This window comes from Cyclonatronum sp., from assembly GCF_022565315.1.
In the GTDB taxonomy this organism is placed as follows: domain Bacteria; phylum Bacteroidota; class Rhodothermia; order Balneolales; family Cyclonatronaceae; genus Cyclonatronum.
The window spans coordinates 1-15,006 of record NZ_JAIUMX010000033.1; the positions used below are offsets into that span (position 1 = coordinate 1).

The 15,006-nt window shown below is 50.7% G+C and carries 12 protein-coding genes; 2 read left to right on the forward strand and 10 right to left on the reverse strand.

Annotation, left to right across the window (positions count from 1 at the left end):
- Positions 1–299: 299 nt before the first annotated feature.
- Complete coding sequence (locus LAT75_RS07315) at positions 300–1,574, forward strand: alpha/beta hydrolase (RefSeq protein WP_291481988.1); 1,275 nt, start codon at positions 300–302, stop codon at positions 1,572–1,574.
- 269 nt (positions 1,575–1,843) lie between these two features.
- Here LAT75_RS07315 and LAT75_RS07320 read toward each other — a convergent pair whose 3' ends face one another.
- Both LAT75_RS07320 and xseA read right to left on the reverse strand, forming a co-directional pair.
- Positions 1,844–3,160 carry an outer membrane protein transport protein gene (locus tag LAT75_RS07320; protein WP_291481989.1) on the reverse strand — a complete coding sequence of 439 codons (1,317 nt, stop codon included), beginning with the start codon at positions 3,158–3,160 and terminating at the stop codon, positions 1,844–1,846.
- A gap of 587 nt (positions 3,161–3,747) precedes the next feature.
- Positions 3,748–4,956 carry an exodeoxyribonuclease VII large subunit gene (gene xseA, locus LAT75_RS07325; RefSeq protein ID WP_291481990.1) on the reverse strand — a complete coding sequence of 403 codons (1,209 nt, stop codon included), beginning with the start codon at positions 4,954–4,956 and terminating at the stop codon, positions 3,748–3,750.
- Positions 4,957–5,289: 333 nt separating this feature from the next.
- Between xseA and LAT75_RS07330 the strand changes: the two genes are divergently transcribed.
- Positions 5,290–6,597: a dihydroorotase gene (locus LAT75_RS07330; protein ID WP_291481991.1), complete on the forward strand. Its 1,308-nt coding sequence runs from the start codon at positions 5,290–5,292 to the stop codon at positions 6,595–6,597.
- 7 nt (positions 6,598–6,604) lie between these two features.
- Here the strand turns inward: LAT75_RS07330 and LAT75_RS07335 are convergent, their stop codons facing one another.
- The 8 genes from LAT75_RS07335 to nuoD form a co-directional block, all read right to left on the reverse strand.
- Positions 6,605–7,582 (reverse strand): succinylglutamate desuccinylase/aspartoacylase family protein, encoded by a 978-nt coding sequence (locus LAT75_RS07335; protein WP_291481992.1) that lies wholly within the window; start codon positions 7,580–7,582, stop codon positions 6,605–6,607.
- 4 nt (positions 7,583–7,586) lie between these two features.
- Entirely contained in the window at positions 7,587–8,495 is a 909-nt protein-coding gene (gene rimK, locus LAT75_RS07340) for a 30S ribosomal protein S6--L-glutamate ligase (RefSeq protein ID WP_291481993.1), read from the reverse strand.
- Entirely contained in the window at positions 8,492–8,959 is a 468-nt protein-coding gene (locus tag LAT75_RS07345) for a RimK/LysX family protein (RefSeq protein WP_291481994.1), read from the reverse strand. Before LAT75_RS07345 ends, rimK begins: the two co-directional genes overlap by 4 nt.
- A 105-nt stretch (positions 8,960–9,064) precedes the next feature.
- The gene (nuoH, locus tag LAT75_RS07350; RefSeq protein ID WP_291481995.1) at positions 9,065–10,081 is read right to left on the reverse strand and encodes an NADH-quinone oxidoreductase subunit NuoH; all 1,017 of its coding nucleotides are present in this window, start codon (positions 10,079–10,081) and stop codon (positions 9,065–9,067) included.
- 33 nt (positions 10,082–10,114) lie between these two features.
- Positions 10,115–11,851 carry a (2Fe-2S)-binding protein gene (locus tag LAT75_RS07355; protein ID WP_291481996.1) on the reverse strand — a complete coding sequence of 579 codons (1,737 nt, stop codon included), beginning with the start codon at positions 11,849–11,851 and terminating at the stop codon, positions 10,115–10,117.
- Between the two features lie 12 nt (positions 11,852–11,863).
- Positions 11,864–13,144, reverse strand: coding sequence for an NADH-quinone oxidoreductase subunit NuoF (gene nuoF, locus LAT75_RS07360; RefSeq protein ID WP_291481997.1), 1,281 nt, complete (start codon positions 13,142–13,144; stop codon positions 11,864–11,866).
- 3 nt (positions 13,145–13,147) lie between these two features.
- Positions 13,148–13,702: an NAD(P)H-dependent oxidoreductase subunit E gene (locus tag LAT75_RS07365; protein WP_291481998.1), complete on the reverse strand. Its 555-nt coding sequence runs from the start codon at positions 13,700–13,702 to the stop codon at positions 13,148–13,150.
- A gap of 2 nt (positions 13,703–13,704) precedes the next feature.
- Entirely contained in the window at positions 13,705–14,994 is a 1,290-nt protein-coding gene (nuoD, locus tag LAT75_RS07370; protein WP_291481999.1) for an NADH dehydrogenase (quinone) subunit D, read from the reverse strand.
- Positions 14,995–15,006: the final 12 nt, after the last annotated feature.

Sequence of the window (15,006 nt, forward strand, 5' to 3'; positions counted from 1 at the left end):
AAAGGGGCACGCATTCATGGCGCACATAAATCACACACAGGGGTCAGCATCCGCCGGAATGGCAGGCTGAAACTCGCGGCTAAAAGCTACCGCCAGAGGGGGTCAGTATGGACCGGAATATCCAAAGCAGGGTTAATGCCGGCTTTTCGCTGTGGTTGGTTTGGATTTGCTCCGCAGGTTGATTTTGCAGGGTGAATGGCGATGAAATTCAAACGGGTGAGAACCCGATTCATAGGTCATTTATGCAAACGCCTGCTGCCGCATCTTCCATCTGAATCAATTTTTTATTATTTACTGTCATGATAATCAAGCTGTTAAAAAATATCGGGATCGGTCTGCTGTACCTGCTGTCGGGTGCGCTCGTGCCTGTGCTGTTTGCCGGCGGTCTGTATCTGAGCGGCGGGTTTATGGCCGGGTATCCTGTTTTTGGGCTTATGCTCCTGCTGACCGGGAGTTGGTTTTGGTTTCTTTCCCGAAGGGCAGGTACGTTAGGTGGCGCTGCATTGCGGGGGCTGCCCGCCGCGCTGGGTTTTGGTATTGTCATTTGGGCGATGGTTCCACTGCCGCAGCATGATTTCTCAGAGATGAAGCCCGATGAACGCTTTGAGCAATGGGATTTGGGTAACGGGCGGATTGTTTCTGTTGCCCGTTTTCATCCGCCGGAAGGTGTTGACGCGAGAGGGGAAACCATTGTGTTTGTGCACGGCGGCCCCGGTGCTTACCTGCGTGATTTTGATATTGATTTCCTTTCAGGCTTCACTGCCGATGGCTTCAGTGTGCTGGTGTATGATCAGGTTGGGGCGGGTCGCTCATCCGTTATGGAGGTCAGCGGCTACACTCATCAGGCTAATGTAGATGATCTCAGGCAGATTCTCGGTCGCCTCGGCAGTCCGGCCATTCTTTTCGGGCAGTCTTACGGGGCCGGTGTTGTTACGAGTTATCTCGGCAGGTACGGGAATGAACCGGATATCCGGCAAATCATTATCACCGAACCCGGACCGCTGCCCGGTGCGGACTTTTCATCCTCTGACGGAAAAACCACCCTTGCCGAAAACGCCAAAGGCATCACACCGGCTGATCTGATTCGTTCGCCGCGTATGGTTCTTGTTTTTCTGCTGCCTTTTAACAATCAGTTTGTACAGCAGCAGGAGTTTCGTGGCTTTTTCAGCCCCGAAATGCAAAGGGCCGCTGTGGCATCATCTTACTGCGCGCAGCATGCGGATCAGTTGCTGCCGTTTGAGCATTTTCCGATCAACCTGCCGGCCATGATGCTGATAAGAGATACTTTTCTGGAAGAAAAAACGCCGGATCTCACGGAACTTGGTATTCCTGTACTACTGCTGCTTGGGGAGTGCAGCTACATTCCGCGGCAGTACGCCCTTGCGTACTTCGATTACTACCGCTTCAGCCGAAGCCACCTCATCCGGGAAGTCGGGCACGTGCTCTGGACCACGCCTGATGGCATTCGCCTCACCCGCGAATCCATCCTCAGCTTTCTGAACGGCTCAGATTCCATCCTTCCCAATAAACCCACCCGGGAAACCCGAAGCGCGTTTTTTGAAGCGGGTCTTTAGGTTGAAGCTGTTCTTTTGGCACCCTGTCTTTTGGTTTGCGCGGGTGTTTTATTACCGGGCTGTAAAGCAAGAGCTTGTTCAAAAACACCGGGTCAGCGGCAAGCGGTCGTATCTGGCACTGAACCAATGCGTTCTTCTGGCACCGGCATCAGCTATAACCTGTCGGAAACTTTCATAAAAAAAGACTGACTACCGCAAGCGAAAGTCAGTCTTGTGTTTAAGTTCAGCGGCTGAAACGGCTTTCCGGCCAACTCGCAGAAAGGTTCAGGTCAGAAGTTGTAGCCTATTGAGAAACCGGGGATGAAGGCGTTGGTCTGGAATTCGCCGACCGGTACTATAGTTGGCGTGCCCGGGGCTGAGGCGTCGCACATGCACTGTTCGCGCGCGCGGGATGTGATGTACAGCATGGAGGCGTTTACCTCGAGGTTGCGGATCACTTCAAAACCGAGGCCTGCGGTGATGCCGAAGCGGTGTACGTCAGGTGTTTCCGGGGTGATGTAGCCTTCGGTTACGGGCGACTGATCGAAGTAGGTACCAATGCGCAGCTGAAGGCGGCGGGTGGCGTCATACTCGGCACCGATGCGCAGTGAGAATGAGTCGTTAAAGTCGCGGGGCTCTTCACTATCCTGCAGGGCCGCAGTGTTGTCAGCAAAATTGAAGGCGAGGCTTTCGTAGGCGCTCCAGAACGTCAGGTTGAAGTCGATGGCCATCCGCAGTACTTCGGAGGCGCGGATACCGGTACCAATGCTGAGCACGGCCGGAAGCGGCAGGGTCGCTTTGAAGGTGTTGTCGGCCGGGAAAAGCTGCTGTACTACGGCATCCGGAATGGAGGAGGGCAGGGTGAAGGTAGCATCGCCGCCGTCAACCGACATGTTGATTTTGGAGCGGTAGGCAATCCCAACCGAGAAGGCCTCGTTGTGCTGATAATACACACCGGCATTGAAACCAAAAGCGGAGGTGTTTCCGTCAAGTTCCACATCAAGCGGTACCGGCCCGGGAATACCGAGCATGCTCAGATCGAGATCCGGGTTGCGCTGAAGGTTGACCGAGCCGATGGCATAAATAAGACCGGCACCTACGCTGATCTGATCGGTAAGCTGAAAACTCAGGGTCGGCTGTATATAAACTGAGGTGAGGGAAATGCGGGTAAGCAGGCCGCGGTACATCCAGTTTTCATCCCATTCAATGGAGTTGCCGTAGGGGGTGTACACGCCCAAACCGGCTTTGAGCCCTGAGATTCCCGTATCGAAACCGGCATAAACCGAGAACGGGGTGCGTACATTGCGGATGGTTGATTCCTCAACATCAGCGGGCAGGCCCGGCATCAGATCAGGACCTGTGCGGAATGTGGTATTGAGGAAGGTCGCGTTGGTGCCAAAAAGAAGGCCGTTGCCGTCAACATACGACATACCGGCCGGGTTCATGGAGATGGTAGCGTAATCGAGTGCCAGGCCGGTTCCGGTATGGGCCATCCCGATCTGACGCTGACCAAACAGGTTCAGCTGATAACCACCGGCGAAAAGTTCTGTTGCTGTAAAGCCGGTAAGGAATAAAAGGAGGAAAAGGGATTTTATGCAGGATTTCATAAGCTGCTCCGTATCAATAAAATAATAAGGGTTTACAGATTTAACCCGGTTCGGCTGTTACACGCATTTTTGGCGGTTCGCAGCCAGCTTTGGAATCAGGGTTTGGTAACCGCACCTGCCATAAGGGGGGGAGCCGGCTTTATTGAAACCGTTGAGCTCATTTTGAAGGAAGGATACAGATTCATGCAATTAGGCCGGGTAGTCTGTTTGGTTAAGGTTTTTAGAATAATTTTAAAGGGGAACTGACATCCGGTTTCTGTCTTTCTTTTGTATCCCAATATCAGGGATAAAACGGTACGGAATCGGCATCAGTAGTTCAGGATTAACAGGGTTTCAAACAGATTTTTTTTTTTACTTTACACTGTAAAGCAGTACCGCAAATCAGCGATTATAGTACATTCAAAGTTAAAAAAAGGATTAATAAAGCCCTACAGTCAGGATTTTAAAAGATGTATTCATATTCTAATAGTGTTATTGTAATTTAACACGAGCATATTGCTGTCAGCTGCTTTCAGGTATAATACAGAAGTTATAATGGGTCCTGATGCCTTCAGTTGATGGGGAGATCAGTAAGCGATGTTACTACCCTAAAAGGTGTCTTTTTGCACCTGTCCGTCAATCCATTCAATCTCCAGCGCCTTTTCGGGATCGAATTGTGCGGCTTGTTTAATCCAGCAGCCGTCCTGCCAGATGCGCGAATAGCCTTGCTCGAGGGCTGTATTGGGATTGAGTTCCCGCAGCCTTGCATTCAGTTTTTCAAATTGTGAAGCCGATCGCAGCAGCCGCATTTCGGTTAGGGATGCCGCCCGGCTTTTGAGGTGTGCAATCTGCGCCCGCTGCCGCTTCACCTTATCCATCACGGCGTGCAGGGCATGAGTGCGGCCCAGAGATACAACGTGATTCCGAAGTTTTTCAAGCCGCTGTGTAATGCTGCGGTGCAGTTTTTCGTGCTGCATATCGAGGGTGTAGCGCAGATCGTTGATGTCCGGCACAAGCAAGGCAACGGCTTGTGTTGGCGTTGCAGCGCGAAGGTCGGCAACGAAATCTGCAATGGTGAAATCGGTTTCGTGCCCCACCGCGCTCACGGTCGGGATCGGACACTTAAAGAGGGCGCGGGCAACAATTTCCTCATTAAACGGCCAAAGGTCTTCGAGCGAGCCGCCACCTCGTGTTATGATGAGTACATCTACATTACCGCGTGCCGAAAACCATTCAATACCTTTCACGATTTCGCCGGCGGCCTGCACGCCCTGCACTGCCGCATGATGAACGAGCAGGCGGGCAAGCGGAAACCGCTTCCGGAAGGTTGCAATAATATCCTGAAGGGCCGCTCCTTGTGCGGAGGTCACAATGCCGATAGTTCGGGGCAGTTTCGGCATCTTCTTTTTGTGGGAGGGATGGAAAAGTCCCTCGGCCTGTAATTTTTGCTTAAGCCGCTCAAAGGCCTGCTGAAGGGCGCCGATGCCCGCCTGTTTGGCCGTGCGCACAATAAACTGATACCGCCCGTGCGGTGCATACACCTGAACATCCCCGGTGAGGGTTACCTGCTGCCCGTGCGCGAGCTGAAAACCGAGCCGCTGCACAGTAGAACGCCACATAACGCAGGGCAGCTGTGCACGATCATCCTTAAGGGTGAAGTAAATATGACCCGCGGAGCTCAGCTGCGGCTTGCTCACCTCGCCTTCCACCTGCGTATCCTGAAAGGAAGCTTCAAGCAGGTCTTTGATGAGCATGGTGAGCTCGGTAACGCCCGGTACTTTTGGTGCCGGCTGGGAAAACAGGTCGGGTGCTTGCATATTAGGGGAAAGAAAATCGGATTTGAAAAGGCGGCCGATGCAGCAGGAAAAGCCATACAAAATGAATATCGGGATTCTGCTGCTCAGGCTGATGCATTAACGAAGGCATCAAATTAAGCAATTGAGCGCGGTTTTGCTGTACTTTTTGCCGATTTTTAGGGGGATGCGCACTGTGATTTTCGAATTTCCCGGCCGTTCTTTCATTTCGGGTAATTGGCCGCTTTTCCGTGTGCTTTGAGGCCTAAGTTCGTATTTTGTAAAACAAATCATCCCATTTTGCAGCGGGTCTTTGTCCTGCATCCATCCATCCTTCATCACCTAAAAAACTGCTTTATGCTTCAACCCAATGTGCTGTTCATCAATGTTCAACTTGCCGATGCTTCGGGTGTCCGCGATTATAACACGGTAAACTCCCTCAGGATCAGGGACGGAAAAATTGCAGAAACCGGGCTCAATCTTTCGCCCGAAAACGGAGAGCAGCTCATCGACGGCAAAGGCGCGTTTCTTTCCCCCGGCTGGATGGATATGCACGTGCATTTGCGCGAACCGGGTCTGGAGCACAAGGAGACCATCAAAAGCGGCTGCGCGGCAGCTGCGGCCGGCGGCTTTACGGCCGTTGCCTGCATGCCCAACACCAAGCCGGCTATCCACACCCGCGATGTGGTGGAGTATATCGTTAACCGCTCGGCTTCGCTGCCGGTTGAGGTGCACCCGATCGGCTGTGTCTCGAAGGACCGCAAGGGCGAGAGCCTGGCCGAGATGGCCGATATGAAGGAGGGAGGCGCGGTCGCGTTCAGCGACGACGGCGACCCTGTGTACAATGCCCGGCTGATGCGTACCGCGCTCGAATACGCCGCCATGCTCGATATGCCCGTGATTAACCACGAAGAAGATCTGGATCTGTCGCGCCCCGGTCACATGCACGAAGGCCGGGTCTCAACGCGGCTCGGACTCGCCGGTACGCCCTCCATTGCCGAAGAGGTGATGATCGCCCGCGATATTCTGCTGGCCGAACTCACCGGCGGGCACGTACACGTGGCGCACATCAGCACGCGCCGGGGCGTGGAGATGGTTCGGGAAGCCAAGGCAAAGGGCATACGCGTAACGACCGAGGTGTGTCCGCATCACTTCGACCTCACCGATGAGGAAGTTGAGCGCTCTGAGTTTGACACCAACTTTAAAATGCACCCGCCGCTACGCACCGCCGATGATGTTGAAGCCATGATAGCCGGCCTTGCCGACGGCACCATCGATGCCATCTGTACCGATCACGCGCCACACTCGGTTGAGGAAAAAGAGGTCGAGTTCATCTACGCGCCTAACGGCATCCTCGGGCTGCAAACCGCCTGGAGCGTTGTGGTGAAGCAGCTGCTCGACACCGGCCGCTTGAGCCTGCCGCAGGTGCTGCGCACTTTGATTGACGCCCCCCGCACGATACTGCGGCTTCCGGTCCCCGGCCTTGATGCGGGTCAGCCTGCCAACCTCACCCTGTTCGATACAAGCACAAAGTGGACCTACACGGCAGCCGTTAACAAGAGCAAATCGCGCAATTCACCTTATCTCAACCAAACCCTCAAAGGCGCCGCGCTTGGAATCTACAACCGCTCACAGTGGGTGCCGAATGAAGCTGCCCTGAGCTAAACCGGCGTCAGGTTTTCAGTGAATGTTGCGCAGACGCAGTCTGTTTTTCTTTACCGATATGCGCAATTGCGTCTCCGGCATTTAAAACAGGCATATTGTTCAGGCAGATCACGTGCCCGCCTTCTCTCGTTTTGATAGGGTAGGTTGTTTCTCCGAAAGGGTCGGTGATGGTGCCAATCAGCTGGTTTCGTTTGAGGATATCACCGGGTTGAATCAGGGTATGAAAGATGCCGGCGTATCGGGCCCGAATCCAGGTCGTTGCGGACAGGATTTTGGGTCTGAAAGCGGGTTGTGGGGCATCATCAATCATTTGGAGAGCTTTCATCATACGCAGGGTTCCGCTAACCCCTTCGCTAATGGCAAAATCGTCGAAGCGGAGCGACTCTCCGCCTTCATAAACCACGATGTGTTTTCCTATTCGGTGAGCTGCCCGCCTCAAAGATTTGTTGATCATAGCGGAATTCATGATAAAAGGCGGTGCGAACATTTTTGCCAGGTCGAGATTCAGTCCATACTCAAAATCGCAGCGAATTTGCGGGAAATTGCTGAGGCTTGCTCCACCGGTATGGAAATCGATGCCGAAATCGATTTTTGGGATTATTTCATTCATTAATACCCATGCAACGCGCTGAGCGAGTGAGCCGGTCTGACTCCCCGGGAAGCTACGGTTGAGGTCTTTTCCGTCTGGCAGGTAGCGTTCTGACTGTAAAAAGCCGTAGATATTTACGATGGGAATGGCTACAACTGTGCCTCGCGAAGGTTTTACGCTGCCCTCACTGATCATTTTTCGCACGATTTCGATGCCGTTAATCTCGTTCCCGTGCAGGCCGGCTGTAAGCAGAAGAACAGGCCCTGCTTCGGCCCCGCGAAAAATATAAACGGGCAGATCGATTTGGGTATGCGTTGGCAGCCGGGCAATCCGAAAGCTGATAACTGCCGAATCGCCGGGCTTTACCCGCTGCCCCTTCATCTCAAAAATATCCATGATTTTAAACCCGGATGCGGTCTTTGTTCTGGTTTTTCATTTCTGAAAGTTTTTCCAGGTATTGAATAATTTTTGAAGCGATATCAATACCGGTTGAGCGTTCAATTCCCTGTAAACCCGGTGATGAATTTACTTCCATGATGAGCGGGCCGCGGTTGCTTTGGAGAATATCAACCCCGGCTACGCCAAGCCCCAGGGATTTGGCTGCAAGAATTGCTGTTTGTCTTTCCTGTTTGGTAAGTTTGATGGGCTCAGCAGTTCCGCCCCGGTGCAGGTTCGACCGAAAATCGCCCTCTTTACCGGTTCGCTTCATAGCTCCTACAACTTTGCCATCAACAACAAAAGCACGTACATCCGAGCCTTTTGATTCTTTGATAAATTCCTGAATCAGGATATTGGTTTTGAGGCCGAAAAAAGCATCAAGTACGGATTCCGCAGCTTTTTTAGTTTCTGCAAGCACCACACCCAGGCCCTGTGTCCCTTCCAAAAGCTTGATCACAACAGGTGTACCGCCTACCATTTCAATAATGTCGGATTTATCACGCGGCAGCCGGGCAAAGCCGGTTTTCGGCATATCTACACCCGCCCTCGAAAGAATCTGCATACTCCGCAATTTGTCGCGGGAGCGCACAATAGCCTGGCTTTCAGTGCATGAAACCTTACCCATCATTTCAAACTGACGCACAATAGCGCAGCCATAAAATGTAACAGAGGCACCAATGCGCGGGATTATGGCATCAATGTTGTCGAGTTTGCGGCCTTCGTAGTGTATTTCCGGCTTCGATTTCTCGATTGAAACATAGCATTTCAGGTGATCAATCTGATGCATGGTGTGGCCGCGGGCTTCACCGGCTTCGAGTAATCTGCGTGTTGAATAAATGCCCTTGCTGCGGGACAGTACTGCGATATTCATGGATTGGAAGATAGTTTTGATTTATGGGATAAGTTTGTTTTCGATACATCCACTAAAAACCGCTTGCTTATAGCCTTTCGGCCCATAAGTACGGGAAAAGTCATTTTAGAACGGTCGGCAAGGGAAAGTTCTGTAACATACAGCTTTCCGAAAATCAGCATTTTCGTTTGGATGATGATGCGTTTCTGCGTGTTGCCAAAACTGCTTTTAACTTTTCGGCGTGTTTTTACGGGCATCACAATTTCTTTGTGATTGAATGCGGGATGGGTAGGGTCGAGCAGGCGAAAACGAACCATTTCTCTGCCATCCTGTGTAAAGGGCTCGATATCGTGACAGTGAATAGATGAGGTGTATGCACCGGTGTCGATTTTGCAGTCAATTTCTTCTATGCCCAGCTCCGGGAAATCTATTTTTTCGATTCGGCCTATTACAGCTTTATCTCGCTCTTTTTTTAGGGTACGCACTTGTTTACGGTAGTTTGGGCCATACAATCAAAACCCGGGGTGAATAAAAAAAGCCGGCACCCGAAGCGGGAAACCGGCCTTTAATTATATTGAATACTGTGTTGCTTAGAAAAACTCGTGAATCATCATCAGGATAAAAGCGATGATAACGAAGTTAGCAATTGAAAGCGGGAGTAAACGGGCCCAGCCGAGGCTCATCAGCTGGTTGTATTTAAATCTTGGGATGGTCCAGCGAACCCAGATAAATACAAATACCATGAATGCTACCTTCGCACCGAATACGGAAATATCCAGAATTGCCTTAGCCAGGGTTCCGGCTTCCGGAAGAAGGTGTGCATAATACCCGGCAAAGGGGAGATGGTACCCACCGAGGAAGAAAACGGTAATCAGCATACTTCCGATAACGACGTGCATGTACTCAGCAAGGAAGAACATGCCAAACTTCATGGAGCTGTATTCCGTGTGAAAACCACCTACAAGCTCTTGTTCTGCCTCAACGAGGTCGAAGGGAGAACGATTGGCTTCTGCAAATGCAGCAATGGTGAAGATGATAAATCCGATGGGATTCACAAAAATACCCCACCAGTAAATTTGTGCATTAACCATATCAACCAGGCTGAGGGACATGGAGAACAGCACCATTGAAGCGATAGCCATACCCATGGGGAGTTCGTAGCTCAGCATCTGTGCAGCTGCGCGAAGCCCGCCAAGCAGGGAATACTTGCTGTTGGATGCCCAGCCCGCCATCGTTACCCCGTAAACACCGAGGGAAGCAATTGCAAGCAGGTATAGAATACCGATGTTCAGATCAGTAATGAACAGACCGTCACCGAAGGGGATTACGGCCACCGTCATCAGTGCTGTGGTTACCGGAATAAGCGGTGCAACAGAGTGAAGGATTCGGTTCCCGTAGCTTGGGGTAACGTCTTCTTTGAAGATAAGCTTCACGACATCGGCGATCGGTTGCAGCAAGCCAAACGGACCCACGCGGTTCGGACCCACGCGGTTTTGGATAAATGCGGCAATACGGCGTTCAGCGTAAACACAAACCGCAGCTGAGTTAAGCAGCACAAACAACGCGGCCCCCAGAATGATATAGGATGAAATAATCGGAGCTTCCATTAAATAGGATTTCGTTTATTTGTATTGAAGTTACTATGCAGTTTTTACTTCTTCAGCGGAGATGAGCGGGATTCCGGGTTCTTCATCCAGCCGGTCGTAATCTACCCCGGTGAAGCGGGCATTGGTTGATGCTATCTCAGCCATAATGGCGCGGGTTGATACGTAGCCAAAGTTTGCATCATCCTGTGCGGCAACTCTTTCCAGATATTCCCATGCAGGGATACAGTCGATGCGGTTTCGGTCAGTTACCCAGTTATCAAACTTGGTTCCGTAACGGTCAAGTCGGCCAACCGACATTTCAAGGTTTAGCTTGCGGTTGGTATAAATGGTTTCTTTTGCAGCAGTAGTACGCTGAATACGACCCTTAACATTAACGAAGGAGCAACTTTGCTCAACTGAATTGGCAATCGGCACTACAAGTGTTGCTGCCGCAGAAGTTGCATTATGGTTGGAACCCATATACACTACGAATTTGCCTTCAAGGTCAGCAGTATTCAGAACGCCGCGGCCAATCAGGTCATCTTCAAGCATTACAAGGAGCTTAACAGCTGAGTCGGATACTTTCGCTTTAAAATCAGCGGGGCTCAGTTCTTTCAGCCCCAGCAAACGGCAACCCTGTGTGTTCGGGTACTGATCCTCATCAATCAGGAATCCGTCTCCGCTTCCCTGCTTTATGAAAGGTGTGAAGTAAACCTTTTCGGCACCGATGCGTTTGGCGTGTTTTTTAAGCACAAAGTTGTCTTCAACGGAGGAAAATGCACTGCCGGCAAACAGCATCTCTGAGGGGCTGAATTCTTTCAGTTTTTCCCAAAGTGTAATTTCCGCATTATTCCAGGATGATTTTATACGGTCGCCATCAAGCGATAATTCCGGTTTTGAGATGCGATTCTCATTCATTCTGCGAATGTCTTCCCGGCCGAAATCGGGCATCCAGTGATCGTTTACTGCAGCGTTGTAGCGAGGAGTAATGCGAAGCACGAGATTGTCACGGGTCCATACGTCTATATTACAGCCTGTGCCGTTGGTAACATCTATCCCCGGAGTCTGATTCATTTCCCATACGCGAGCCTTGAAACGAAAATCAGCTGATGTAAGCGCGCCAACCGGACAGATATCAACGGTATTGAGAGAGTAGGGGTCGTCGAATTCAGTACCAGGAGCTACAGCAGGGTAGTTCTTATCTCCCCTTGAAATAATTGTAAGCTGATGGGTTTTGCTGATTTCTTCCGTAAATCGAACGCACCTCGTACAATTAATACAGCGTTCAGCATCGAGAATAACGCGGGGGCCGAGCTTAATACGCTTGGGCTTGTGAACTTTCTTATGCTCGAAACGACTGCCTTCAGGCCCGTACTTATAGGTCTGAATCTGAAGCGGGCATTCCCCGGCCTGATCGCAAATCGGGCAGTCGAGCGGGTGATTAACAAGAATAAACTCCAGTGTATCTTTGTGGGCACGCTTTACGAGTTCACTTGTTCGGTGTGTTTTAATCACCATACCGTCGGTTGCTTCAAGGCTGCATGCGGTCATCAGTTTCGGGAAAAACCGTATGACGCGATCCCCGCTTTCGTTGAGCTCGTAGTCGTTGGTTTCACGGTTCCAGACCGGAGTGCCTGCCTCAACGTAGCACTGACGGCAGTTAGCAGGGATAGAAAGCGAAGGATGGTAGCAAAAGAAGGGATGATCGAGGCCATTGTCCAGCATGAACTGCAGAACAAGCGGTTTACCCTCGAATTCGTACCGGATGTTATCAATAAAAATTTCAGGCATTGCGGAATAGGATTAGGCTAATGCGAATACAGTATTTTTGACTCGTTTTTCAAAATCTTCACGGAAACGCGTAACGGTGTAACGTACCGGCCATGCAGCGGCATCTGCAAGGGCGCAGATCGTGCGGCCTTCCATTTGCGTACAGAGGTCAAGCAGCAGGTCGAGGTCACGCATTTCGCCTTCACCGTCACGGATTTTGATCAGGGTTTTTTCAAGGAAGCCGGTACCATCGCGGCAGGGTGTGCACTGTCCGCATGATTCATGGTGATAAAAATGTGAAATACGCCAGAGTGCGTCAACCATGTCGGTGTCTTCATCCATAACAATCATTCCTGCCGTTCCCATCATTGAGCCGGCAGTGCGGAGGCTGTCGGCATCCATGCAAACCCCTTCAAGCTGATCGCCCCGTAATGGTGGTGTAGAGGAGCCTCCGGGTATCACAGCCTTAACTTTTTTGCCGCCGCGCATACCGCCGCATACATCGTTAATGAGCTCCATGATTGACATTCCGGTAGGATACTCATAAACACCCGGACGGTTAACATGTCCGGAAATTCCGTACAAAACAGGGCCGGGATGTGTAGGTGCTCCGATAGACTTGTACCAGTCAGCACCGTTTTTGATTACAAGCGGTACATTGGCGAGTGTCTCAATGTTGTTGATGGTAGTCGGACGCCCCCACAGGCCTTTTTGAGCCGGAAACGGGGGCTTCACGCGGGGATATCCGCGTTTTCCTTCGAGAGATTCCATAAGGGATGATTCTTCACCACAAATATAGGCACCCGCACCCGAGTGCACGTACATATCGAGGTCGAATCCGGAACCCAGAATGTTTTTCCCGAGATATCCCTTTGCATAGGCATCGTCAATTGCTTTTTGCATCATGTCGATCCAGCTTTTGTACTCCCCGCGGATGTACACGTAAACCGCAGTGATGTGCATGGCAAAACCGGCGATAATGGCGCCCTCTATGAAAAGATGCGGGTTGTATTCGAAAATTTTGCGGTCTTTGAAAGTACCGGGCTCGGATTCATCACCGTTGGCAGCAATGTACCGGGGGCCGCCGTCGGGTTTTGGCATGAAAGACCATTTTAGGCCGGCATTAAAACCTGCACCGCCGCGGCCACGTATGTTGGCGGCCTTTACTTCATTTACAACTGCTTCCGGCGTAAGGCTTTTGAGCGTTTTTTTGAGCTGCTCGTATCCGCCATTCTTTTCAAAAACTTCAATTTTGTGCAGATTAGGGATGCCCGGAATCAGAAGGGGCTTGTAATTTCTCCAGTCAATGGCCATGAATTAACCTATTTTGTTAGTTGATTCGTCCAGGTGTTGCGGCATGGGAATAGACTCAAATTCGGGCATTCTGCCAGCCCTGAGACCGTCGATAATGGTATCAACTTTCTCTTTGGTCAGGTGATTGCAGTACACGCCGTTTGTAATCTGCATCATTGGTGCATAGCCGCAGGCACCGAGACACTCAACAGACTGAATGCTGAACAGACCGTCTTTGGTTGTTTCACCTGCTTTGATACCAAGTTTATCTTCTATGTAATGCAGAATTTCGTATCCGCCGCAAAGCTGACAGGAAGTGGTTGTACATACATCAAGAACATATTTTCCCATTTTCTTACCGTAGTACTGCGTGTAAAAACTCACAACACCGTACACATGGGCAGCAGGGAGATCAAGGGTGCGTGCCACAAGCTGTTGCACTTCCGGCTCAACATGTCCGAATTTTTCCTGTGCAAGCCATAAAACCGGCATTACAGGTGATTTTTTATCCGGATATTTGGCCTTAATTTTTTCAATTTCGGCCAGGTCTTCTTTTGAGAATTCGTAGGTCATTTCCATAATTATTTGTCAGAATCTCCCATTACAGGGTCAACACCACCAATCATTACTACCGTATCCGCGATCATTTCACCATCCAGCATTTTCTCGAGTCCCTGCAGGTTGGTGAATGAAGGCGATTTAATTTTAAGTCGCCACGGGTGCCCGGTTCCGTCACTTTGAATGAAGAAGCCCAGCTCACCTTTCGGTGCTTCAATGGCATGATATGCTTCAGCACCTTCGGGCGGACAGATGCCGGTATCAGTCATCATAAAGTCGTGAATCATGCCTTCCATCGAATAATAAACTTCATCTTTAGAGGGGTAGGCTTGTTTTGCGTTATCTGTACGAATCGGGCCTTTAGGCATTTTTTCAAGACACTGCCTGATGATGCGTACGCTCTCGCTCATTTCTTCCATGCGGATGAAATAACGGGCAAGGTTATCGCCTTCAAGGCGGGTAGGTACATCAAACTCTACCTGATCGTATTGGAGGTAGGGGTCGAATTTACGGATGTCGTAAGGAACACCTACGGCGCGAATGTTAGGTCCTGTTACCCCGAGTGCGAGCGCTTCATCATAGGAAATACGGCCAACATTGAGGTTGCGGTCGTAGAAAATGCGGTTTTTGTTAAGAAGTTTTTTCCAGTCGCGAATCTCATCAGGGAAAGTATCGATGAAGTTTTTGATCATTCCCAGACATTCAGGTGAAAGGTCGTTATGAACCCCGCCAATTCGTGAGTGCGAAATTGTAAACCGGTGCCCTCCGAAATTATCAAAGATATCGTACAGACGCTCACGCTCTCTGAATGTCCAGATGAAGAAAGAAATGGCGCCGGTATCCATCACCATGGCACCCAGGTAAAGGAGGTGGGATGAAATTCGGGCAAGCTCGCATCCTATCATTCGGATATAATCGGCCCGTTCAGGCACTTCTATCTGAGCAAGTTTTTCTACAGCCAGACAAAGCGCTACGTTGTTGCTGTAAGGGGAGAGATAGTCCATGCGGTCGGTATAGGGCATGAACTCCTGATAGGTTTTGTTTTCAGCAATTTTCTCAACGCCCCGGTGAAGATAACCGATGTCGAGCCGGTTTCTGATGATGCGTTCACCGTCGAGTTCAAGCAGTAAGCGGAGTACACCGTGTGTAGCGGGGTGCTGAGGCCCCATGTTGAGAATCATGCGGGTTCCCAGCGGATCTTCCTCAACCTCAACTGTGGTATGCTTGTCTTCGAGGCTTTTATAAAGCGCGTTTTGATGTTTCTCGAAAAAAGTTGGTTTCGCTTTGTCGAGAATGGTGGTTTTTAATTCCATGTGCAGCAGTCG

Excerpts from the sequence above, each read along its gene's own strand:
- LAT75_RS07315 (WP_291481988.1), top strand. The coding sequence starts at position 300 with ATGATAATCAAGCTGTTAAAAAATATCGGGATCGGTCTGCTGTACCTG.
- LAT75_RS07335 (WP_291481992.1), bottom strand. The coding sequence starts at position 7,582 with ATGGATATTTTTGAGATGAAGGGGCAGCGGGTAAAGCCCGGCGATTCG.
- LAT75_RS07365 (WP_291481998.1), bottom strand. The coding sequence starts at position 13,702 with ATGGAAATGACCTACGAATTCTCAAAAGAAGACCTGGCCGAAATTGAA.
- nuoF (WP_291481997.1), bottom strand. The coding sequence starts at position 13,144 with ATGGCCATTGACTGGAGAAATTACAAGCCCCTTCTGATTCCGGGCATC.
- LAT75_RS07330 (WP_291481991.1), top strand. The coding sequence starts at position 5,290 with ATGCTTCAACCCAATGTGCTGTTCATCAATGTTCAACTTGCCGATGCT.
- LAT75_RS07355 (WP_291481996.1), bottom strand. The coding sequence starts at position 11,851 with ATGCCTGAAATTTTTATTGATAACATCCGGTACGAATTCGAGGGTAAA.
- nuoH (WP_291481995.1), bottom strand. The coding sequence starts at position 10,081 with ATGGAAGCTCCGATTATTTCATCCTATATCATTCTGGGGGCCGCGTTG.
- nuoD (WP_291481999.1), bottom strand. The coding sequence starts at position 14,994 with ATGGAATTAAAAACCACCATTCTCGACAAAGCGAAACCAACTTTTTTC.
- rimK (WP_291481993.1), bottom strand. The coding sequence starts at position 8,495 with ATGAATATCGCAGTACTGTCCCGCAGCAAGGGCATTTATTCAACACGC.
- LAT75_RS07320 (WP_291481989.1), bottom strand. The coding sequence starts at position 3,160 with ATGAAATCCTGCATAAAATCCCTTTTCCTCCTTTTATTCCTTACCGGC.
- xseA (WP_291481990.1), bottom strand. The coding sequence starts at position 4,956 with ATGCAAGCACCCGACCTGTTTTCCCAGCCGGCACCAAAAGTACCGGGC.